A 21,546-nucleotide genomic window follows, 5' to 3' on the forward strand; every position below is an offset into this window, starting at 1 on the left:
ATATAACTTCGAGATTTTATGGTAAATAGCATACCCCAACCAGGACAAAAAGCCCCTGATTTCTCTGCGACAGATCAAGACGGTCATCAAATCAATCTAAGTGATTTTTCTGGTCATTGGGTTGTTCTGTATTTTTACCCCAAAGATGACACTCCTGGTTGTACGACTGAAGCTAAAGATTTTACTGAGTTATATCAGGACTTCAGCAAATTAGGAGCTAAAATTTTGGGCGTTAGTACAGATTCTCAGAAATCTCATTGTAAATTTATCAATAAACATAACTTATCAATTACTCTATTAAGTGACCCAGAGCATCAAGTTGCTGAAGCTTACGGAGCATGGCAATTGAAAAAGTTTATGGGTAAAGAATATATGGGTGTACAGCGTTCGACTTTCCTTATCGCACCTGATCAAACAATCGCTCACAGGTGGGCAAAAGTGCAAGCCAAGGGTCATGCAGCTGCTGTGCTTATGCAATTGCGAGAATTGATAGAAACCCAATCAAGTCAGGCATGAAACTAGACAATTGCAACAGCAATAGTAGCAGGAGTATTTAGACGGCAATAATTACAGTTCTGATACTAAACGTCATAGGGTGTTGTCCTGCCGGCATATCCACAACTGCTTTTTTCATACTTGACTTTTGGTTATGACGGAACTGATGATACAACAAGCACATGAGTTTTATAGAAAGTACATCTACAACGAAGAACTTATTAGCCTATTAAGAGAATACAACATACGAATACCTGGAAGCATTTCGCCACAGCTTTGGGAGTTGTTTGGTGCAATACTCACTGGAGATAGAGGTACTGGCAGCTATGGAGCCGACCTTAGCAATTACGAGGTAAAATCTAGTATTGCTGGTAACTCATTTGAGTATCAGTATCATTTAAAAACAGGTAGGGGTAAGCTTCTGAAAGATATGACTGTAGACCATTTATTTGTGTCCTACAGTCGCGACTACAGAAACGTTACAGTTCGCCAAGTGACAGGAAATTTTCTGTCAGAAATTTTCCAAAGTTGGTTACCTGGTTTGGAAGAACGTTACGGCAGTCAAGAATCTAATCGTCGATACCGCAAAAATATCAGCTACAGTACAGTAAAAGCACACGGTCAAGTAGTTATGAGTATTCAGGATGGTATGCTTATATTTCCCCAAAACCAGTTAAGCAGCAGGTAGAGAAGTTTTCATTGCGCTATTTAATTCATCAAACAATAGATTGAGATAATTCTTAGCAATCCATTCGATTACCGGAACACAAACAGCATCACCAAAGCCAAAGAGTATATTATTGAGTGAAATATTTTCAGGAATTAAATACTCAGAAGCCCCCATAAGACGAGCACTTTCACGAGCATTAATTAACCTAGCATCAAAACGTCCCTTACCAGCTCTAACAATAATTTGACGAGCACTTCCTCCCTTAGGGGTTCGCAAACATCCAGCAATTCCATCGGTTCTCAGTTCTGCGGTTGATTGTTTAATACCATCGCGTACTCTCATGCGTCGAAAGACAGTTCCGTATAACCAATATTCGTTTTGCATCATTAAACGAATTTGGGCTTGATGTCGCTCGAACATCTGATTGAACAAATACTCTGTTCGTTCTTTTGCCCACCATTGTTCAGTTTCATCAACAATATCAGCTAAGTTGATTGTTCTTTGAGGTAAGTCCGGAACCTTGCGAAGGCTCCATCTAATTGTCGGATTAGCAGCAATGAAATTTTTGACTTTTTGAGGTCTTGCATCGGTTGGCTTACTCATAATTTGTTCCAACTCATCACAAGTTTGTGATAAACCAAACAGATTACCTAAGATAAATAGGCGCACCCTGCTTTGTGGAACAAAATGGGCAGCATCGATGACCAGAATATCGACTGCATAACCAAGATTATTTAAGGCTGTTAATGCAACGATTAAATCTTCTCCACACCCGGAAGTGAGGAAACCTTCTACATTTTCAATAAGAATGAAGGGGGGTTTACCCCCACAGCGAAGTTCCCCCATTTCACTAATGAGTCGGACAAAGTCCCAAAATGTAGATGATTCTCCAGAGTGCAGCCCGGTTCTGGAACCCGCAACAGAGAGGTTGGCGCATGGGAAAGACGCATGAGCCAAAGTTACTTTGGGAACTTCGATTCCACTTATTTCTCTGATATCTTTATGATGGTAGTGCCCTCCTCTAAAATTCCCCTCGTACATTCGGCGCTTCTCGTCACTATAGTCAAGGGCATACTTCACTTCCCATCCTTGCTTAACAAGCCCCATTGTGACGAGCCCGATTCCTGCAAAAAAATCTGCTGCTGTTTTCTCAAGCTTCATTTACTCTCGTCATCTAGGAAATCTTTAACGTAGAAAAATGGTTCTTTGACGCTTTTGTGCCCAATAACCTGGACTTATTTAATTGCAACATTAGTATACCTACTGCTTTTTCCCTGTTCTGCTGCACTTACGTTTGATTTGGCAAGAACCGATAATTTGAGCAGCTTCAGCTTGACTTAAGCCAGCATGCTTACGAATTGTACGAGCCAGTTTTCCCAATTGCTCAATGTTTAGATAGCTCATTAAAGTAGATAATTATTATAGTCAAATTGACTATAATAATCAAGAAAAATTCAATAGATTCTTGGTTGTATAGTCACCCTATGGTTACCAGAGTATGGCTAAAAGCAGCGAAGACATTGCTATCTGTATTTTGTGTAATAAAAAATTGTAGAAGGGTGAGCAATGCCCACCCTTCTAGATTGTTGGTTTGTTATGGAAAAAGGTTTCTCGGCTTATCGGTCTATGTCTAGATGTTGAGCCAAGAGCCTTTTACCATGAATCACAGCCGCAATAGTTACAGTATCTTGTTGAATTTGATAAATGATTCGATAAGTGTAAGCAAACAGTTCCCTAATAGTATCCTCGCTAAATTCTGGGACGACGGAACCGGAAGAGGGAGAAGTGCTCAACTTATCAGAAGAGTCAAGTATCTTCCGAACTACTGTGGCAGAAAAGGAAGCGGAGTCACGAAATATGTATGCCGCGATCGCGTCTACATCTTCGAGCGCTTTGGGAGACCAAACTACTCGATAAGCCATTTACTTAATAGCGCCTCGGCTTCTTCTTGAGAGATGATTGTTTCTCGATTGTCAGTGACTACCAATCCCTGACGAACTTTTTCAAGTACGTACAGATGATATTGAACATCTTCCACAGAACAATCGTCTGGTAATTTGCTCAACAGAGACTGGACTTTTTCTTTTGTAGTAGTCATAGCATTTTTTTGAGAATATTTATATGAAGTAATTTTTAAGGGCGAGCAAAAAGCTCACCCTTATGTCTACATTTTGTTAAAGGTTGTCATAGTTAGCAATAGCCTGTTTCATTTTGTCCAAAATTTCAGCTACAGGCACAGTTCCTAACTCTCCTGAGGCGCGGGTGCGAATACTTAAGGTATTCGTTTCTACCTCTTTGGCTCCCACCACTGCCATAACGGGGATTTTCTCTTTTTCGGCATTGCGAATCAGTTTAGCGAGGCGATCGCCACTCGTATCCACTTCAGCGCGGATACCGATAGCTCTCATCTTCGCCGCCACGTCTTTGGCAAAATCAAGCTGTGCTTCACCCACTGGTAGCAATCTTGCTTGCTCTGGGGCTAACCACAAGGGGAAATCTCCCGCATACTCTTCAATCAAAATACCAATGAGCCGTTCCAAGGAACCGAAAGGCGCACGGTGAATCATCACTGGGCGTTTGCGAGAACCATCTTCAGCGACGTATTCTAGCTCAAACCGTTCTGGCAAGTTATAATCTACCTGCACGGTTCCTAGTTGCCACTCCCTGTCTAAAGCATCGCGGACAATGAAATCTAGTTTGGGACCATAAAAAGCCGCTTCTCCAATGCCTTCAAAGTGATCCATCCCCAAAGTTTCGACAGCGCGGCGGATCGCATTTTCAGCTTTGTTCCAAGCTTCATCAGAACCGATGTACTTATCACTCTTCGGGTCGCGGAAACTGAGTCGTGCTTTAAAATTCCCTAATTGCAGAGTCTTAATAACGGACAAAATCAAATCCACGACGTTGAGGAATTCGCTGTCTAGCTGTTCTGGCGTCACGAACAGATGGGCATCATCCTGAGTGAAGCCGCGCACCCGCGTTAAGCCGCCCAGTTCGCCTGATTGCTCGTAGCGATAGACGGTGCCAAATTCAGCTAAGCGCATCGGTAATTCCCGATAAGAGCGCAACTCACTCTTATATATTTGGATGTGGAAGGGACAATTCATAGCTTTGAGAACAAAGCCTTGTTCATGCGCCGCTGCTTCCTCATCCTCTGCCATCATCGGGAACAAATCTTCTTTATATTTCTGCCAGTGTCCAGAGGTTTTAAATAAATCAACTCTGCTAATGTGGGGTGTGACAACCTGCTGGTAGCCACGTTTGATTTGTTCCTGCTTGAGGAAGTCTTCCAGAAGACTGCGCAACAAAGTTCCTTTGGGCGTCCACAATGGTAACCCTGGTCCCACTAGGTCGGAAAATATAAACAATCCCAGTTCCTTACCCAGTTTCCGGTGATCTCGTCGCTGGGCTTCTTCTTTACGCCGCTTGTACTCAGCGAGTTGTTCTGGTGTTTCCCAGGCGGTGGCGTAGATGCGTTGCAACTGCGCTTTCGTTTCATCTCCACGCCAATATGCCCCTGCAACGCTTTCTAAATCAATCGCTTTCGGGTTGAGTTCGCCAGTATTTTCCACATGAGGTCCAGCGCACAAATCCCACCACTGCTCTCCAAGGTGGTAAATCGTGATTGGTTCCTGTTTGATGTCTGATAGGATTTCTAGCTTATATGGTTCGTTAATTTGCTTAATACGCTGTTCAGCTTCTTCGCGGCTGACTTCTTCTCGAATGACTGGCAATTTCCGATTGATAATCTTTACCATTTCTTTATAAATGGCTTTTAAATCCTTATCAGTAAATGGTTCCGGATTATCAAAGTCATAGTAAAAGCCGTTTTCAATCCAGGGACCGATTGTGACTTGTGCTTTGGGAAACAGCTTTTGTACTGCCATTGCCATCACATGAGAAGCGGTATGGCGAATCTTCTTTAAAGTCTCTGATTCTGAGGTTCGCGGTAAATATATTTTTTCTGGTTCTTCTGGTTGATGAGAATATGAGTTTGGCGACATCTGCTGCTGTACCATTGGCAAAGTGATTGTAAAAGATAATGTATGGGTTGGAGTTATGAAAAAATTTTCCCCAAAACTAAAGTGGGGCTACTTTTCAGTTTTGTCATATTTTTCTTTTTACCAATTTTTATTCCTTGAGCAGGATGAACTCGATTCATTAATCATATATTGATGCTTATGCCTTTCTTCATAATATCTATTTTTAATAAGTTATCATGTCATTTACTATCTATGTATAAATAAACAGTCAGTTTTTTATAGAGAATGCTTATCGCTCATGGTTACAAGACTTTGGAGCATTTAAAGCGCCAACCTTACAAGTATTGTAGATTCAAGAGCGAGCTAAGACTTCGCCGTACTCATTGAAGTGTTTGCTCGCATTGCCAGACATTTTGATGTATGCGGCTCTTCTTTAAATATAACCACTTTAATTCCTGTTGGTTTAACTTAATATTTCAATGATGAAGTTAACGATTTCTAGTAAAGAATAAAAACAAACTTCTGATTGATGACTAAGAGTGATTTTTATGTACTTGGGATATTTTGTTTTTCACAAAAGCCAGGCATGCAAGTGTCTTCGTTGAATTCTATATTTTATCTAATATTTTACAAGTTTAGCTTTCATTGTGAGATAATCTTACATTAATTTAACTTTACATTGCTACCATTGCTTGTTTTTTTTTCATTACCTAGTCTTTTGGGCAACAGGAATTGCAATAGGGGGAGCGCCAAAACCTTTATGCATATTACTTAACTGTCTGTTGCGGGAATGCTGAGAAAACCATTCGGGTTTTTCTCGATTGGCTTTGCATAGATTCACTGAGCTACCGAGGTCTCATCTGATTCCTTCAGTGTTGAATAATACATATATATTAGTAAATTCTCAGTTTTTTTGTCTCTAAGATAAACAGGTTTTTTGAGATCCCTCTGGGGTATCTGTACAATAGCCTAGAAAAGTTTATATAATAGACGCTGTGTCAATAATGTTACAAAGCATCAAAATTTTCTAACTTATGAGAGAGACGAGGGAAATGTTAAGAATCTTAAATAGAGTTAATATTAGTAAGAAAGTTAGGAATATCCTTCTCATTTATGCGAGACTCGAATTTACCAGAATCTGAACTGCTGAAAACAGTTTTGCAACCGCTGTTAGAAGATTTTCAGTACTGGTTTGCGCGATCGCGCGATTTTCTGGAAAGAGAACAGCTGTCATTCATGAGTCAACATGAACAATCTGACTTACTAACGCGAGTCAAGAAAGCGCAAGAGGAAGTGAACACAGCAAAGATGCTGTTTAGTGCAACTGATGGACAAGTCGGTATTGATATGGCAACGTTAGCGCCTTGGCATCAATTAGTAACACAATGTTGGAATGTGGCGATGCGCTTCCGTCAAGCGCGAGAAGTCTGATGCAGTTTCCACCCCTCAAGGGTAACTTTGAAGCGGAGTGAGGCTCAAAACTATGTTATCTGGGTACGTTACTTTGTGAATGGTGGCAGAATTAGCACTACTCAAGACGGTATGTAAGTGAGATAAAAAAATTTTTTGACATCATCTGAGATAGGAAGTGATGTATTTTATGTTACCAGCGCACTCTCCCGTAGGTTAAAAATTCCCTTTTTATAAAGAGTATGAGCGCATAAAGATTGCGTTAACCATTCAGCATCAGCGTAATTAACAGCATCAACATTGAGCAGCTAAGCAAAACTTTAGAACATATAGCTTTAAAATCTGCGAACTCTGGAGGAAAAACGATGTTACACCTGCTTTACATTCTTGCTTTTACCATCCTAGCTTTTATAGCTGTTGCTAACTTAATTCGCAACCTGATTATGTTCAGTTTTGATAGAGAGCGGATTTATCCACCCAGATCAGTAGCTAGTGAAAATCAGGGCAGATATCCCTATAGTTCATCAACCAAGCAGTTTAAACCGCATCCAGAGTTATTAGATGCTGCTGGTAACTTAATTAAAGAGCCGCTTCTGGTGATGCGTTCGATTAACGTTGAAGACGCACGCCAAAAACTAGATGCGCTTTACGAAGCTTCTCCTGGGCACAGAAGTGAGAATCAACAAGAGGAAGGCTAAAGCAGGGACTGGGGATTAGGGATTGGGTATTGGGGAAGAAAAAGGACTGGTTGTATAGCGGTAGTCCCCAGCATCTTCCCATTCCGGGTCAACAGCCCCCAGTTCCTACTCCCCACTTCCTGATTTTACGCTTCGATAACGACTCGGAGGTTACCGCGTTTCTTGGCAACGCGACAAGCAGTTGTGCTACCAGAACGCTCAAATTCCAAATCCAGTATAGTAGAACCAACTTTGAGATTGTGCAGTGACAAAGTGCTGATCGACTCTGGCAAAGTAGGGTCGATAATTCGTAAGCAGTTGTTGGGAGCGTCAGGCACCAGGTTTATGATCATTTGCAGCAACTGGAAGATACTACCGGTTGCCCATGCTTGAGGTGTACAGGCAACAGGATACTGTACAGGGGCGTTATCACCATTGCGCTCGTAGCCGCAGAACAACTCTGGAGGACGTTGATAGGGCTGCTGGTTAGTCATGTCGAATAAACCTTCAAAAAGTTCCAGGGCTTGATCGACTAAACCGAGCGATCGCAATCCCAGCGCAATCAACGAGTTATCGTGGGGCCATACAGAACCGATATGATACCCCATTGGATTGTAAGCTGGTGACAAGCTATTCAGGGTGCGGATACCCCAACCGTTAAACATATCTGGTGCCCGCAGCCGTTCAGCAACACTGTAAGCTTTTTCAGGTGTGAAAATGCCTAAATGTAGGCAATGACCAGGATTAGACGTAATACTGTCTACTTGCTGACCTTCTCCATCCAAAGCCAAAGCACAGAAATCCTGGTCTTCCATCCAAAAGTCTCTATTGAAACGAAGCTTAAGGTTTCTTGCTTCTTCTGTCCACCGATCTGATAAGTCAATCCGCTTTTTCAGCCTGGCAATTTCTGCTAAGCGCAATTTGGCAGCGTAGACGTAAGCTTGTACCTCACACAAGGCGATCGGTCCGTTGGCTAACTCTCCCTTACGATTGACAATACAATCGCCAGAGTCTTTCCACCCTTGGTTGGCAAGACCACCTTTGGATTTACGGTAGTAGCTGAGATAGCCTGTTTCTCGAATGTTGCGGTCGATCCAGTCCATTGCCAACAAAGCTTTAGACCAAAGTTGATCTAAAGTTTCGACATCATGAGTCCAAGCATAGTATTCGGCATACAGCATCAGCCACAAGGGAGTCGCATCGACTGTACCGTAGTAAGGAGTGTGGGGAATTTCCTGACAGCGAGCTAGTTCACCCAACCGCAACTCGTGTAAAATTTTACCTGGTTCCTCTTCGCGCCAATCATCATCAGTTTTGCCTTGGTATGTCGCCAGAAGCTGTAGAGTTTCTTTGGCAATTTGAGGGTTTAACATCAGGGTTTGGGAAGCTGTGATAATCGAATCGCGCCCAAACAGCGCGGAAAACCACGGCACTCCTGCGGAAACAGTCTTGTACTTGCCGAAGGACTGACGCAACAAATACATATCTTGCTCAGCTCGCTCAATAATGTGATTGAACGTGCCTTTGTCTGAGCGAATTCGTGTAATTTGTTGTACCCAGTGTTGCTCCTCCATCATCTCGGAGGCTTTGGCTTGTACTAAGGTGAAAGGAGCGCTAACAATGGAAGTCGATTTGTTGTTTGTCAAGAAATTGACTCGGTAGCCCAATTTTTGAGTTTCGTGAGAAGCCAACTCCAGCCGCCAAACCGCTGTGTAACCTTTGAAATAGTCTGGTTGTCTATGCTGGAATTGAATGCGAGATTCCATGAGTAAGCCATCCAGACCTTCATAGGCAAGGCTTAAGGATTGCTCTTTCTGTACAGCTGGCACAGATTGTGCAGAAATACCTTCGCCAGTTGATGTTCCTTCTTCAGGTGTCGGTTCTACAAGGCGTAAAAGTCTACCCCGTTTTTGCCTGTCATAGCCCCGGACTTCAAATAAATCGGCAAAATCCGCGTCAAAGCTAATACTGAGTTCAAAGCTGATGGAACTTGTGCTATAATTAGAAACTTCTAACTCTTCAAATAATGCTCCATTAAGTACGAGTTCCCGACGAATGCCCACTGTATCGGCTTTCAGACGGTCTTCGATTCTGGGATTGGTACACAAAATTGACAGAGAAAATCCTTTTTCAGCAGTGCTGCTAAGTAACACAGGAGAGTGTCCATCAATTTGCAACTCTAGGCGACTCAGAAAGCGTGTGTCACAGCACAATAGCCCCATACTGGGATTGCCATCATTGAGCGAACAGCCAGAAATATTGCCTAAAGTGTCTGTGACCAAAAATAAATCATCATCTTTAACCGTGAGTGTCGGTTGTGGTCTTTCACTTGTTACACAAGGCCATTCTGGAATAGGTATTTGATCGGCAGGAACAAAAGTTTTTCCGTCTAGAAAAATTTTTTCCGGTGTCGTCAGTGTATCCGGTGTCATCAGCCAAAATTCCGTGTACAGGTCTAGTTGTTCATACAAGCATCAGCGTCAACAGGAAAAAAGACGCTGTTAGAAGCAGATTTGAGCCATTGAGCAAAAATCATAATCGCATACAGCTAGTCACAAAACATGAAGAAAGCCTTGATCATAAAATCTTTATAAATCTATGATTTTCTAAAAATTTTATGAATAAGCTTAAAAGTATGGATTTCTACTTGTTTTCTTAGCCGCTTTTCTTCAGAATGGCAAGATGTAGACGCCCCTCGGTAGCAATATGGAAATAGGGGTTTTCCACAGCAACACGCAACAGGTTAGTCACTTTTAGCTAAACTGTTACTTAAAATTTTTTGTAAAGGGAATTAAAAAATAAATATATTATGTATAATATGAAGCACTAATAATTATATACTAATTTTACTAAAATAATATTAGTTGAGTCTCCAATTTTAGAAAGAAAAATAAATTTTTTTTATTGACCAAGTTTGAACTCAAAACTCTAGAGGTGGTAAAAACAAGGGACTCCGTGTCCCTTTTTTTACCCGATTTCATCCACTCTTGCCCATAAACCAATTTTCAAGATTGCCTTGTGACTTTTGGAGTGATGGGTTGCAGGTGCAGACTTCTAGACTAGGACCATTTTATAAGCCCTCTCATACTCATCGGTCATAGATTCAACGCTAAAGCGACTGACAACGTATTCCCGACAAGTCGAACGGTCTAATTTTATGGCGTCTGGAATCACTTCAATCATTTTTTGGAGCGAGTGGCAAACAAAACCTGTTTTCCCATGAGCAATGACTTCTGGTACTGAGCCTAATCCCATGCCAATGACAGGTGTACCCGTTGCCATTGACTCAATCATGACCAAACCAAAAGGCTCTCGCCAGTTGATGGGGAACAAAGTCACAGTTGCTCCACCAAGCAGTTTAACTTTTTCTTCGTGGGAAATCTCACCCAGGTACTGAATTTGTTCGCCATCAATCAGAGGCTCTACTTGTTCTCGATAATAATCCCGGTCAACAACGTCAATTTTGCCAGCCATCTTCAATGGTAAGCCAGCAGCACGAGCAACCTTAATCGCTTCCACTGGTCCTTTTTCTGGGGAGATCCGCCCGACAAATGCTAAGTATGCAGGTTGTGTCGGTTCAGAATAGAAGGGATAGACGGTTGTGTCAATGCCGTTGTAAACGGTATGAATGTAGTTCAAGCCTAAGCGGGGTTCTCGCTGTGCCTCACTAATACTGATCAAAGGTTGCCAAGGAAAACGCCGATACATCTTCTCGTTATCGGGCGTAAAAATACCATGCATTGTATGTACGGTGGGAGTTTTCACAAAACCGCAATACGGAAGGGCAGGACAACCCACATGAGAGTGGATAATATCAAAATGATGGGCGTTTTGATAAACATCAGCAAGCATCATCTGCTCGTAGAGTGCTGGCTCTTTGATATTGCGGTCGAGCCGTAAAGCTTGGTTATGGACTGAACAAAGCTTTGCTTTGGTAATTGAGTCACCAGAAGCAAATAAGGTAACATCATGACCGCGCCTAACTAATTCGTCTGTAAGTAATTGAACAATTAGTTCAGTACCGCCATAACGAAAGGGAGGAACACGCTCCCATAAAGGAGAAATTTGTGCGATTCTCATGTTTCACCTGAGCAGGTATGTGTAGCACGTATTTACCCAGGAAATCTATGACCAACAGATTCATAGTTCTACAGCTATTTTCAGGTCAATAGACCTTTTTTGTCTCGCGCATAGACTGCATGAGCGGCTTCTCGTAGAGAAGCCACAAGACGCAAAGAAAAACAGCAAAAAATGTGGTCTAAATTAAGTGAAAACTGCTGTAACAAAATTGGGAAAATATGCAATGCTTTGTGTTTACTGTTGTTGCAAGCCTTAATGGTGTCACTTTAATACACTCCATCTTTTTTGGATTAAGGCATTAAGGAATGATTTCTTCTACTTTTTTGTTAAAAAATTTATGGATGGGATCATCTCCCCATCAAAGCTTGCTTTGTCTATTGTCTATGACTTAGTGATTTTACTCGGCTGCTATTGCAGACTTCACTGCTTTTAGCACCAAGTAAATTTTCAGATTGATCACATGGTTTTAAGAATTTTGAAAATTATTGATAAAATAATATTACATGAGATCGCTATATTCCGCAATACACTTTTTCAACAGTTACTACAAGCACTTCTGTACTTCCTTATCCATACTTAAAAAGTCAAAAGTCTGAAGATTTGTAAATAGTTATACTTTTTAACAATAGTTTATAAAAAAGTACGATGATAGCGGTTGCGTCTTCAAATAACATAAATACTTGAGTTAGCTATGCATGAAAATCAAATTCTTGGCAAAGTCAAATCATAGTGGAAATTTCGACAGTGATTGACAATGCAGCCTTTGATGATATCCTAAAAAGAATGTAAACAAGAGAATGTGCTTGTGCAGGTCATTTTTGGAAGTAGATTTTTACCTCCACAATACTTATAAATTCTGCGTATTCAGGTTCTTATACGGCGACTTTGGTCATTAGGCATTTTTGTTAGACATAATAGTCCTGAGTTGTGAGTCCTGAGGGTGTAGTAGTTTGTGTTCAATTCTTTAAACGGCTTCAGCAAAAAGGAAAATGGTGGAAAGACCCTAAATTTATGAGTGGAGAAAAGAGGCTTTTTTTCCTAAATCAAAAAACTTCTCGTTTAGCTTATGTTCAATGCAAAGCTGACAAAATAAAAAACTTGACTATAGCAATCCGGTTTGATTGTTGAAAAAAATTAAGTATTTTTCGGGTGGGCAATGCCCACTATATCTGGGTTATATCTGGGTTTTGCTGAGCATTGCCCACCCTACGTGTATTTATGAGAACTCAGAAGTAAAAAGGGCTTAGTGTCTCGGCTTTTAGACAAAGCGCGTTGTACTTCATGCACGAACAATGCGCTGTATCTATATCTAGTCCATACTTTCTAGAAACTACAAACCATATTAAGCATGAAAATGTACGTTTTGCCAATTCCCCATTTTTTAATCGGTCTATTGTTTGAAACCTCGCCATTATAGTAAATAGCTCAAAAATACTATACTATAGGGTGCCTGTGCGGATGACCAACCATGAGAATGATCCGTGGGGATATACTCAAAACGCAGGACTGAAGATTTAACAAGCTATGATGACGCCAGTCTACTTCTGTAGGATACTTACTATAGCTCTAAAGCTGCCGTCGGTTAGCTGGCGGGAAACCCTAGACAGAATGTTGCTGCATCTCAAGCAACGTGCTGCGCCTGCCAAGGGTGTCAACGTGTCTTTCACCATTCTTTACATATTGCAACTATCTCGTTAACTTAAGAGTCCGTTGTAATTTGTACAATGCAGCTGTGACATCGATATTGTCCAGATTGTGGCTCCTTAAAGAAATTGATGAGCATTTCGACTTCCGTGCTGAGTGAACTGCTACAGGCTCTACCCAACCTGAGACCTCAAATATATTTCAAGGCTTCACTAACGGCGCTCTCCCACGCGATGGAAGACCAGGTGTTGGCGGCTACTTTGGAGCAGCCTCTGGTCATTGCTAGCTTCCAAAGAGAGCGATTCTACCGTCAAGAAGCTCATCGCTATCAGCGGCTTGCCCAGCGTAGTAATCAAATATACGTATTATCAGCCCCCGAAACGGATTTTACCAACAGTTCGGAATACTACGAAAAGATAGCCTTTGAACCCGATGATGGCTTAAGTCAAGAGTGGCATTTGGTGGTGGTTGCCCAAAACTATGCCACTTGCTTGGTTTGCCGGGAAAGCATGGGTTCTCTTGCTAAAAATGAGCAACTGCGGGAGTTCAGCCCGAGTTTGGATATGGACACGGCGCGAAGGTTTGAAGGAATTTGGACAGCAGAACGGGGGGTAAGCCTGAAAGCCGCTGAATTGCTATTGGACAGGATTTTGGTTTACAGACCAGAACTGGTAGATAAAGTTGATCAGGCACGCCACAGGTTTAGGATAGACGAGCGGCAGAGCGAAACAGGAGTAGTACAGCTCAACGAATATGCTTGCGACATAGATACTGATCCGTTTGTGCAGCGCTTGGTGACTTATTTGCAAGCAAGTCAGTATAAATTGCACAAGGCATATCGTTCCATAGCGGCTCAAGCACGTAAAGAACGCTTGGTCAATACGATTAGTAACGCTATTAGGCGATCGCTCGATCCCCATGAAATTCTCCAAGTCGCAACCCAAGAACTGGGACAAAACTTAGGGGCGTGTCGCTGTTTAATCTATCGCGCTCAAGGCACGGATGCCAAAGCCGTTATTGAACATGAGTTTTTGAAATCTGGTGTACCATCTCTTCTAGGACAAACCTGGCTGTTGGAGAACAATCTCCTATTTCGGGATGTGGTACTACAAAGCGAAGGGGTTTGTGTAACTGATACTCAGACTGATGCTCGCATTACCTCTTCTAGAGAACTTTGGGAACTCGTGAAAAAGTATGGCATTCGTTCTTGGCTGATGGAACCAGTGTTCTACCAAGGGCGGTTGTTGGGTATCGTTGAACTGCACTACTGCAACGAAACTTTACACGATTGGCAAGCTGGGGACTTTGATTTGGTAGAAGCGATCGCCACCCAAGTGGGAGTCGCCCTGATCCAAGCGGAGGCTTATGCTAACCTAGAAGTTTTGAACAAGCAGTTGGAAGCTCTTGACCGCACCCGCAGCAACTTGATAGCCATCACTGGACACGAACTCCGTACCCCCCTATCTACCATTCAGGTGTGCTTGGAAAGTCTAGCCAGCGAACCGGATATGTCTCCTGAGTTACGACAGGTCATGCTAGACACTGCTCTTACTGACTCAGAACGGATGCGCAAACTCATACAAGATTTCCTGACGCTTTCTAATCTCGAAAGCGGTCGGGTAGAATGGCATCCAGAATCGCTCAGCTTACAAGAATGTGTGGAACTGTCGCTCAGTCGGATTCGCACTCGGTTTGCCTCCGAAAAGCTGCCTAAAATTACAACTCAGATTGCAAAAAACCTGCCTTTGGTTAAAGCAGATGGAGATTGGCTGGTGGAAGTCCTGGCAAAACTGGTAGACAACGCTTGCAAATTTACACCATCAAACGGAGAAATCACCATTAAGGCTGAACGCAATCGCAAGAAGATGGTTGAAGTCACCGTAGCTGATACCGGACGCGGTATTGAACCACATCTTCTAGAAATCGTTTTTGACCGCTTCTATCAAGAAGAAGGAGCGTTGCGCCGCACCACTGGTGGCACAGGTCTTGGCTTAGCAATTAGCCGTCAAATTGTCCATGGTTGGGGTGGAGAGATTTGGGCAAAATCAAACGGCAAAAACCAAGGTAGTCAGTTTCACTTTACCATACCTATAGTTGAGGCGAGGCAAGAGCAAAAGTTATCACGTCCAAGGAAAGGGAGCAAGGGACAGGGGACACAAGAGAAAACTCTATAAAGAAATTTAGCGGTTTAGCAACAGTTATGAGTTCATAGTCAAAAACCTGTGGAATCTAGATTTTTGACTATGGATTATCGACGATTGACTAACAACTGTTACAGACTATGACGCGATCGCAACATGACCCTAGTTGCGGTGATAGGATGCCGTAAAAACGTTGAGAGAAAACTTTATGGCAGAAACACTCTCTGGACAGACCCCTATATTTGGTGGCAGCACTGGTGGCTTGCTGAAAAAAGCAGAAGTGGAAGAAAAGTACGCTATCACTTGGACTAGCCCCAAGGAGCAGCCTTTTGAACTGCCTACAGGCGGTACCGCCATTATGCGCCAAGGTGAAAACCTCCTGTATTTGGCTCGTAAGGAATACGGCGTCTATCTGGGCGGTCAGGTATTGCGGAAATTGAAAATCACAAACTACAAAGTTTACCGAATTTATCCGAACGGAGAAATTCAATACATACATCCGGCTGATGGTGTCTTCCCAGAAAAAGTCAACCCAGGTCGTGAGAAAGTGCGCTATGTAGACCGCAATATCGGTAAAAACCCGAGCCCAGCGGCAGTCAAGTTCAGCGGTAAGTCTACTTTCGACTCTTAGTAAATAGAGGTCAGCCGTTAGCTGTTAGGTATTAGCAATTAGGTAATACCTAACAGCTGATGACTGATAACTGATGACTGATGACTGATGAGTGATGAGTGAAAAATTTCTTCCTTACTCAAACTTCATCCCGTAAGTGGCGTAAAGTATTCTGAGTTCTGCGTTCTGGATTCTGACTCCTTTTATGATATTCCCCGATTTTGACCAGTTTTCCCAGCAAGCATTGCAAGGCAACTTTGTGCCCGTGTATCAAGAATGGGTAGCCGACCTGGATACACCAGTATCGGCTTGGTATAAAGTATGCGCAGGACAACCATACAGCTTTTTGTTGGAATCGGTAGAAGGTGGGGAAAAACTGGGACGGTATAGCTTTGTGGGTTGTGATCCGGTGTGGGTTTTAGAAGCAAGAGGCGAATACACCACTCAAACACATCGCGACGGTTCGCAGCTTGTCTTTGAAGGCGATCCGTTTACAGCTTTAGCCAATTGTTTGGAACCATATCAACCCGTCAAATTACCCCAGTTACCGCCAGGGATTGGGGGTTTATTTGGTTTCTGGGGCTATGAATTGATTCGCTGGATAGAACCACGCGTCCCAGTTTATCAAACTGATGAAAGAAATATCCCAGATGGGTTGTGGATGCAGGTAGACCATCTGTTGATTTTTGACCAGGTGAAGCGGAAAATTTGGGCAATAGCCTACGCTGATTTGCGTGATGTAGAACTCTCGGATGGCGCGTCTTTACAAAGAGCGTATCAACAAGCGTGCGATCGCGTTACCCAAATGGTGAGCAAGCTCTCTCTCCCTGTGTCACCCCAAAAGACCATAATGGAGTGGACACCACCAGGGACTAAGAGAGCAGGAGAAGCAGGGGAAGCACAAGAGTACAAAAGTAACTTCACCCGCGCTGAATTTTGTGCCAATGTCCAGAAGGCAAAAGAATATATCAAAGCTGGAGATATTTTTCAAGTTGTTATTTCCCAGCGACTCACAACAGAATACACTGGCGACTCCTTCGCTCTTTACCGTTCTTTGCGCCAGATTAATCCTTCGCCTTACATGGCTTACTTTCACTTTCAAGATTGGCAAATTATCGGTTCCAGTCCAGAAGTGATGGTAAAAGCAGAACTAGATTCACAAGCACAGGTGATAGCAACTGTACGTCCTATCGCTGGGACACGCCCACGAGGGAAAACCCCTCAAGAAGATGCAGCATTCGCAGACGATTTGCTCAAAGATCCCAAGGAAATTGCTGAGCATGTGATGCTTGTTGATTTGGGACGAAATGATTTAGGGCGCGTTTGCCAAAGTGGTACGGTGAGAGTTGATGAATTGATGGTGATTGAGCGCTACTCTCATGTGATGCATATTGTCAGTAATGTTCTAGGTAAACTAGCACCTGGGAAAACGGCATGGGATTTACTCAAAGCTTGCTTCCCAGCAGGAACCGTAAGCGGCGCACCCAAGATTCGCGCGATGCAAATCATTCACGAGTTAGAACCTAGTCGTCGTGGCGTGTATTCTGGTGTTTACGGACACTACGATTTTGAAGGACAATTGAATACGGCTATAGCAATTCGTACAATGGTTCTCCGAAATAATACTGTGAGTGTGCAAGCAGGCGCTGGTTTGGTTGCTGATTCTGATCCCGATAAAGAATATGAAGAAACCTTAAATAAGGCGAGAGGGCTGCTGGAGGCGATTCGCTGTTTGCGCTCATGAGTTGTAAACTTGGCTACGGTGAGCAATTGTATCTACTAACACCTGCACCCGCTTCATCATCTATCGAGTAGATGACTCGATAGTCGCCAACTCGATAGCGGTAGTAACCAGAATAATTTCCCTTTAAAGGTTTAATATTTGGGTGCAGGCGAGGATTTTGCTCTAGTTGCTCTAAGCATCTAGCAATCTTTTTGGCAAGCGCCTTGTCTGCTGTAGCATAGAATTCCTGAGCATCAGGATACAAGATAACTTCATACATCAGAGCGGATCGCTCTCCAATTAACTAAGCGAGCCTTGGAGGTTGTTTCTCGATTCTTCTTAATCTTTTCTAAAAGACCAGGAATTTTCAGGAGTTCCTCAGTTGCTTCCTCACTCTCCTTATCTGCTAGGTAAGCTACAAAGTCAGCAACGACTTGCAGACGCTCCAGAGATAACTCTTTAAGAGAGCAAAATTAAATAGCTCCAAACTTTGCTAAACTTACTTATACTTCTTTAGTATGGGGAAGTTTTTTCCTGTGGAAAGTAGGAGTGGGGGAGAAATCATAGTTGAAGACAGTGATTGATTTTTTCTTGCATTTCAATCGTTTGAGCAAGGGCGATCGCCCCTTTTCTTGAAATCTTAAAGACGCAAAAAAAACTTGGTTTCTTTGCGTCTTTGCGCCTTTGCGCGAAATTATTGCAACTTATAAACTACACCAACGCCGCCACTTTCTCCAACAACCCCTGGAACAACTTCAACCCATCGTTACCGCCCAACATCGGGTCAGAAGCCCTCTCCGGATGGGGCATCATTCCTAACACATTGCCCGTAGAATTGCAAATCCCGGCAATGTTATTCACTGAGCCGTTAACGTTATCTCCCTCGTAGCGAAACAACACTTGATTGTTATCTTCAAGTTCTGATAACGTAGCTGTATCAGCGTAAAATTGCCCTTCTCCGTGAGCAATAGGCAAAGTGATAATTTCCCCTTCTTGATAACCTTGCGTCCAAGGAAGATCTGTGCGCTCAACTTTAACAGGAACGCGATCGCAAATAAAATGCAAATCCCGATTTTTTACCAACGCTCCTGGTAACAACCCTGCCTCAGTTAATACCTGGAAACCGTTGCAAATACCCAGGACAGGTTTGCCCTTTTGAGAGTGTGCTACTACTTGCTGCATAACAGGTGAAAACCGTGCGATCGCACCACAGCGCAAATAATCGCCGTAGCTAAAACCACCTGGTATAATAATGATATCCAAATCAGAAATATCAGTTTCTTGATGCCAAACCATGCGAGTCGGTTGCTTTAACAAGTCTCTTGTCACGTAAGCAACATCGCGATCGCAATTAGAACCCGGAAAAACAACAACCCCAAATTTCATGTTATTAGTCATTAGTCATTAGTTATTAGTCATTAGTCATTAGTCATAGCATTTTAAACTAGGGACAAAAGACCAATGACTCTTGCTTTGGTGCTTTAATACACTCCCGTCTGTGACTCAACCTCGGTCAAATCAAAGTGATAATTTTCTATGACTGGATTTGCAAGCATTTGGTCACACATCCGATCTAGGTTCTGACGGGCTGTACCTTCATCGGTTGAGATGAGAGTTAATTCAATGTACTTGCCGATCCGCACCTGCTCAACATTATCGTATCCCAATTGCTTCAGCCCAGATTGGACTGCTACACCAGCAGGATCGAGAACTGAAGGACGGAGAGTTACAAAAATTTTGGCTAGATACTTCCTTTGCACTGGCTTAAGCTGAATACTGCTACGCTCATACTATATCTTTCTGTCCCAACTAGGCGACAATCAGATAACAAGTCATTAGAGTTAAGCTAGAAGTCTGCCAAAAGAACATTTTCAACTATAAATTGGCGTTTTTTTACTATTGTTTTTTTACTATTGTCTATGAGAGCCATACGCACCCGCAGTCAAGAGCGTATTCTAACACTGCTTAAAACCGTCAAACAAGGCATTTCTGCCCAAGATATTTACGTAGAATTACGTAACCGTAACCAAAACATGGGTTTAGCAACAGTATACCGCTCATTGGAAGCCTTAAAACTTGAAGGCATGGTGCAAGTGCGGACATTGGCTAACGGTGAAGCCCTTTATAGCTTAGCGCAGCAAGACAAGCACCACTTGACCTGTCTGCAATGCGGTGCTTCTATTCCGATTAATCAATGCCCTGTCCATGACCTAGAAGTTCAGTTACAATCTACACATAAGTTTAAGATTTTTTATCACACTCTAGAGTTTTTCGGTTTGTGCAGCCAATGCCAGCTAGCTCAAGCTGCTGGGGAGTAGGAAGATGAGGGGGATGAGGGGGATGAGGAAGATGAGGAAGATGAGGGGGATGAGGGGGATGAGGGGGGATGTTACTCCCTTATCTCCCTTGTCTTCCCCACCTCCCCCTACTTCTCCCTCCTAGCTAGCGTGATTGTTATTCACTGGGGGTATTTCCTTAGTAAACAAGGGGTTTGAGTCAGTCTGACCATCTGATACAATCGAGCGTATACCCTCCAAAGTAGCAGGAATCGTGCGCGGGTCCATAAACATGACCTTACTGCTATCGCTTTTGCCAATAGTCGCGCCCATATCCAGGTAGCCCAAAGCAAGCAGAACTTCCAGCGCTTTGTGACCATCGGGGTTTGTTTTGATTTTTTGGGCAATAATGTCCGCAGACTCAGCAACAGCTTGTGCTTTAAGAACCTGCTGCTGGCGTTCGGCTTGTGCTTTGAGAACGATCGCTTTTTGTTCAGCTTCTGCTTGCAAAATGACCGCTTTTTGACGGGCTTCTGCATCCAGAACTTGAGCATCAGCTTTACCTCTGGCGCTATTAACAGCTGCTTCTCGTTCGCCCTCAGAAGTCAAAATCGCCGCCCGTTTGCGCCGTTCCGCTGACATTTGCAATTCCATCGACTCCCTAACTGCTTGTGAGGGAATAATATCCCGCAGTTCCACCCGTGTGACTTTGACGCCCCAAGGGTCGGTAGCAACGTCCAATTCGTGCAGTAAAATTTCATTAATTTGAGAACGGGCGGTAAAAGTTTCATCCAGTTCCAGTTTGCCCATTTCCGCACGAATTTGAGTCAGCACCAAATTCTCCATTGCCGTCCGGAGATTTTCCACTTTGTAGTAAGCTTTCTCCATATCGACAATGCGCCAATAAACCACAGCATCAACGGTAATTGAGACATTATCGCGGGTAATACTCTGTTGTGGAGGAATATCTATGACTTTTTCCCGAATCGTCTCCCGGAAGACGACTCTATCTACAACAGGAACAATAAAGTTAAGCCCTGGTTCTAACTTTTTGTTATAGCTTCCCAAGCGTTCCACCAAAGCTTCATTACCCTGATTCACAACTTTGACAGAGCCTGCTATGGCAGAACCGCCTAAAGCTAATAAAACAAGTAAAAAGAACTGTTCCATAATAAATTTTCCAATTTTTTAATTAAGCAATTACGAGCGCAACAGATTTTCTGGCATCACAATTAGGGTGGTGCCTTCGCGTCTTGTGACGTAAACTCTTTGATTGGGTGGTATGCTAAGTTTTTCATCGTCACAAAGCGCCCGCCAAGAATTCCCCTCGTACAGCACTCGTCCTGTTTTCCCGGCTGGAATCTCTGTTAAAGTTTCAGCTATAATTGCATCCTGAATTTTCGACTTGCGGTGTGGCAATCTCACAAACCGACGGGAAAGTAGGACTAGGGCTGTGGAAAGCAATAGCCAAACCACAACTTGCAGCCATAACTTGCCCAAAACCGCTTGAGACAGAAACGCCACCACAATAGCGCTAATTCCCATTAAGAAGGCAACAAAAGCTGTTGGCAGGAACAGTTCAATCAAACATAGACCTGATCCCGCTAACAGCCAGATTAAAGTAGTACTTGGCATAACGCCATCCTAGACAATACATTCAGTCGTCAAGGCATTTATATGATTAGATACACTCATGCATTGACTGTTTCCAGAAAGCGAAAGTTATTTTTTTAGGTAAATTTTGATAACTTTTAGTAACAGTATGTTTAATCAAAGGAATACAATTCCAGTCTATTCTAACGTTCAGGTATTTGACAGCCAAATTTAATTGGAATTA

21 protein-coding genes are annotated in these 21,546 nt (G+C 42.9%); 9 read left to right on the forward strand and 12 right to left on the reverse strand.

Annotated elements, in window-relative coordinates; genetic code table 11:
- The first annotated feature begins 18 nt into the window (after positions 1-18).
- Together bcp and ACM0OZ_RS18865 are read left to right on the forward strand one after the other, a co-directional pair.
- The gene (gene bcp, locus ACM0OZ_RS18860) at positions 19-516 is read left to right on the forward strand and encodes a thioredoxin-dependent thiol peroxidase (protein ID WP_414584356.1); all 498 of its coding nucleotides are present in this window, start codon (positions 19-21) and stop codon (positions 514-516) included.
- Positions 517-649: 133 nt separating this feature from the next.
- Positions 650-1,183: a hypothetical protein gene (locus tag ACM0OZ_RS18865; RefSeq protein ID WP_096564447.1), complete on the forward strand. Its 534-nt coding sequence runs from the start codon at positions 650-652 to the stop codon at positions 1,181-1,183.
- Here ACM0OZ_RS18865 and ACM0OZ_RS18870 read toward each other — a convergent pair.
- The 5 genes from ACM0OZ_RS18870 to thrS form a co-directional block, all read right to left on the reverse strand.
- Complete coding sequence (locus ACM0OZ_RS18870; RefSeq protein WP_414584357.1) at positions 1,169-2,326, reverse strand: DNA cytosine methyltransferase; 1,158 nt, start codon at positions 2,324-2,326, stop codon at positions 1,169-1,171. The genes ACM0OZ_RS18865 and ACM0OZ_RS18870 overlap by 15 nt on opposite strands.
- Positions 2,327-2,425: 99 nt before the next feature.
- Positions 2,426-2,569: a hypothetical protein gene (locus ACM0OZ_RS18875; RefSeq protein WP_158054920.1), complete on the reverse strand. Its 144-nt coding sequence runs from the start codon at positions 2,567-2,569 to the stop codon at positions 2,426-2,428.
- A 212-nt stretch (positions 2,570-2,781) separates the two neighbouring features.
- Positions 2,782-3,087 carry a type II toxin-antitoxin system RelE/ParE family toxin gene (locus ACM0OZ_RS18880; protein WP_414584358.1) on the reverse strand — a complete coding sequence of 102 codons (306 nt, stop codon included), beginning with the start codon at positions 3,085-3,087 and terminating at the stop codon, positions 2,782-2,784.
- Complete coding sequence (locus ACM0OZ_RS18885; RefSeq protein ID WP_073635211.1) at positions 3,072-3,263, reverse strand: hypothetical protein; 192 nt, start codon at positions 3,261-3,263, stop codon at positions 3,072-3,074. Before ACM0OZ_RS18885 ends, ACM0OZ_RS18880 begins: the two co-directional genes overlap by 16 nt.
- A 76-nt stretch (positions 3,264-3,339) precedes the next feature.
- Positions 3,340-5,184, reverse strand: a complete 1,845-nt coding sequence (thrS, locus tag ACM0OZ_RS18890) for a threonine--tRNA ligase (protein ID WP_414584359.1) — start codon at positions 5,182-5,184, stop codon at positions 3,340-3,342.
- A gap of 1,077 nt (positions 5,185-6,261) precedes the next feature.
- Here thrS and ACM0OZ_RS18895 point away from each other — a divergent pair.
- Both ACM0OZ_RS18895 and ACM0OZ_RS18900 read left to right on the forward strand, forming a co-directional pair.
- Positions 6,262-6,579: a DUF2605 domain-containing protein gene (locus ACM0OZ_RS18895; RefSeq protein ID WP_414584360.1), complete on the forward strand. Its 318-nt coding sequence runs from the start codon at positions 6,262-6,264 to the stop codon at positions 6,577-6,579.
- Positions 6,580-6,923: 344 nt separating this feature from the next.
- A complete protein-coding gene (locus tag ACM0OZ_RS18900) occupies positions 6,924-7,256 on the forward strand; it encodes a DUF2973 domain-containing protein (protein ID WP_414584361.1) in 333 nt (110 codons plus the stop codon).
- 125 nt (positions 7,257-7,381) lie between these two features.
- Here the strand turns inward: ACM0OZ_RS18900 and ACM0OZ_RS18905 are convergent, their stop codons facing one another.
- Both ACM0OZ_RS18905 and ACM0OZ_RS18910 read right to left on the reverse strand, forming a co-directional pair.
- Positions 7,382-9,667, reverse strand: coding sequence for a glycogen debranching N-terminal domain-containing protein (locus ACM0OZ_RS18905; RefSeq protein WP_414584362.1), 2,286 nt, complete (start codon positions 9,665-9,667; stop codon positions 7,382-7,384).
- Between the two features lie 622 nt (positions 9,668-10,289).
- Positions 10,290-11,315: a glycosyltransferase family 4 protein gene (locus ACM0OZ_RS18910; RefSeq protein ID WP_414584363.1), complete on the reverse strand. Its 1,026-nt coding sequence runs from the start codon at positions 11,313-11,315 to the stop codon at positions 10,290-10,292.
- Between the two features lie 1,524 nt (positions 11,316-12,839).
- On the opposite strand from ACM0OZ_RS18910, the gene ACM0OZ_RS18915 reads away from it, so the two are divergent.
- The 4 genes from ACM0OZ_RS18915 to trpE all read left to right on the forward strand — a co-directional run bounded on the left by ACM0OZ_RS18915 (position 12,840) and on the right by trpE (position 17,454).
- The gene (locus tag ACM0OZ_RS18915) at positions 12,840-13,013 is read left to right on the forward strand and encodes a hypothetical protein (protein WP_414584364.1); all 174 of its coding nucleotides are present in this window, start codon (positions 12,840-12,842) and stop codon (positions 13,011-13,013) included.
- Positions 13,014-13,090: 77 nt separating this feature from the next.
- Positions 13,091-15,133: a DICT sensory domain-containing protein gene (locus ACM0OZ_RS18920; protein WP_414584365.1), complete on the forward strand. Its 2,043-nt coding sequence runs from the start codon at positions 13,091-13,093 to the stop codon at positions 15,131-15,133.
- A 175-nt stretch (positions 15,134-15,308) separates the two neighbouring features.
- Positions 15,309-15,731 carry a photosystem I reaction center subunit II PsaD gene (locus tag ACM0OZ_RS18925; RefSeq protein ID WP_414584366.1) on the forward strand — a complete coding sequence of 141 codons (423 nt, stop codon included), beginning with the start codon at positions 15,309-15,311 and terminating at the stop codon, positions 15,729-15,731.
- A gap of 184 nt (positions 15,732-15,915) precedes the next feature.
- Positions 15,916-17,454, forward strand: a complete 1,539-nt coding sequence (gene trpE / locus ACM0OZ_RS18930) for an anthranilate synthase component I (RefSeq protein ID WP_414584367.1) — start codon at positions 15,916-15,918, stop codon at positions 17,452-17,454.
- Between the two features lie 13 nt (positions 17,455-17,467).
- Here trpE and ACM0OZ_RS18935 read toward each other — a convergent pair whose 3' ends face one another.
- The 3 genes from ACM0OZ_RS18935 to purS form a co-directional block, all read right to left on the reverse strand.
- Positions 17,468-17,713: a type II toxin-antitoxin system RelE family toxin gene (locus tag ACM0OZ_RS18935; protein WP_414584368.1), complete on the reverse strand. Its 246-nt coding sequence runs from the start codon at positions 17,711-17,713 to the stop codon at positions 17,468-17,470.
- A gap of 431 nt (positions 17,714-18,144) precedes the next feature.
- A complete protein-coding gene (purQ, locus tag ACM0OZ_RS18940; protein ID WP_414584391.1) occupies positions 18,145-18,819 on the reverse strand; it encodes a phosphoribosylformylglycinamidine synthase subunit PurQ in 675 nt (224 codons plus the stop codon).
- A gap of 95 nt (positions 18,820-18,914) precedes the next feature.
- Entirely contained in the window at positions 18,915-19,193 is a 279-nt protein-coding gene (purS, locus tag ACM0OZ_RS18945; protein ID WP_414584369.1) for a phosphoribosylformylglycinamidine synthase subunit PurS, read from the reverse strand.
- Between the two features lie 159 nt (positions 19,194-19,352).
- Here purS and ACM0OZ_RS18950 point away from each other — a divergent pair, with 159 nt between their 5' ends.
- Entirely contained in the window at positions 19,353-19,751 is a 399-nt protein-coding gene (locus tag ACM0OZ_RS18950) for a Fur family transcriptional regulator (RefSeq protein ID WP_073635179.1), read from the forward strand.
- Between the two features lie 120 nt (positions 19,752-19,871).
- Here the strand turns inward: ACM0OZ_RS18950 and ACM0OZ_RS18955 are convergent, their stop codons facing one another.
- Positions 19,872-20,879 carry an SPFH domain-containing protein gene (locus ACM0OZ_RS18955; RefSeq protein ID WP_414584370.1) on the reverse strand — a complete coding sequence of 336 codons (1,008 nt, stop codon included), beginning with the start codon at positions 20,877-20,879 and terminating at the stop codon, positions 19,872-19,874.
- A gap of 30 nt (positions 20,880-20,909) precedes the next feature.
- Complete coding sequence (locus ACM0OZ_RS18960; RefSeq protein WP_414584371.1) at positions 20,910-21,344, reverse strand: NfeD family protein; 435 nt, start codon at positions 21,342-21,344, stop codon at positions 20,910-20,912.
- Positions 21,345-21,546: the final 202 nt, after the last annotated feature.

The organism is Scytonema sp. PCC 10023 (assembly GCF_963920835.1).
In the GTDB taxonomy this organism is placed as follows: Bacteria; Cyanobacteriota; Cyanobacteriia; order Cyanobacteriales; family Nostocaceae; genus Kalymmatonema.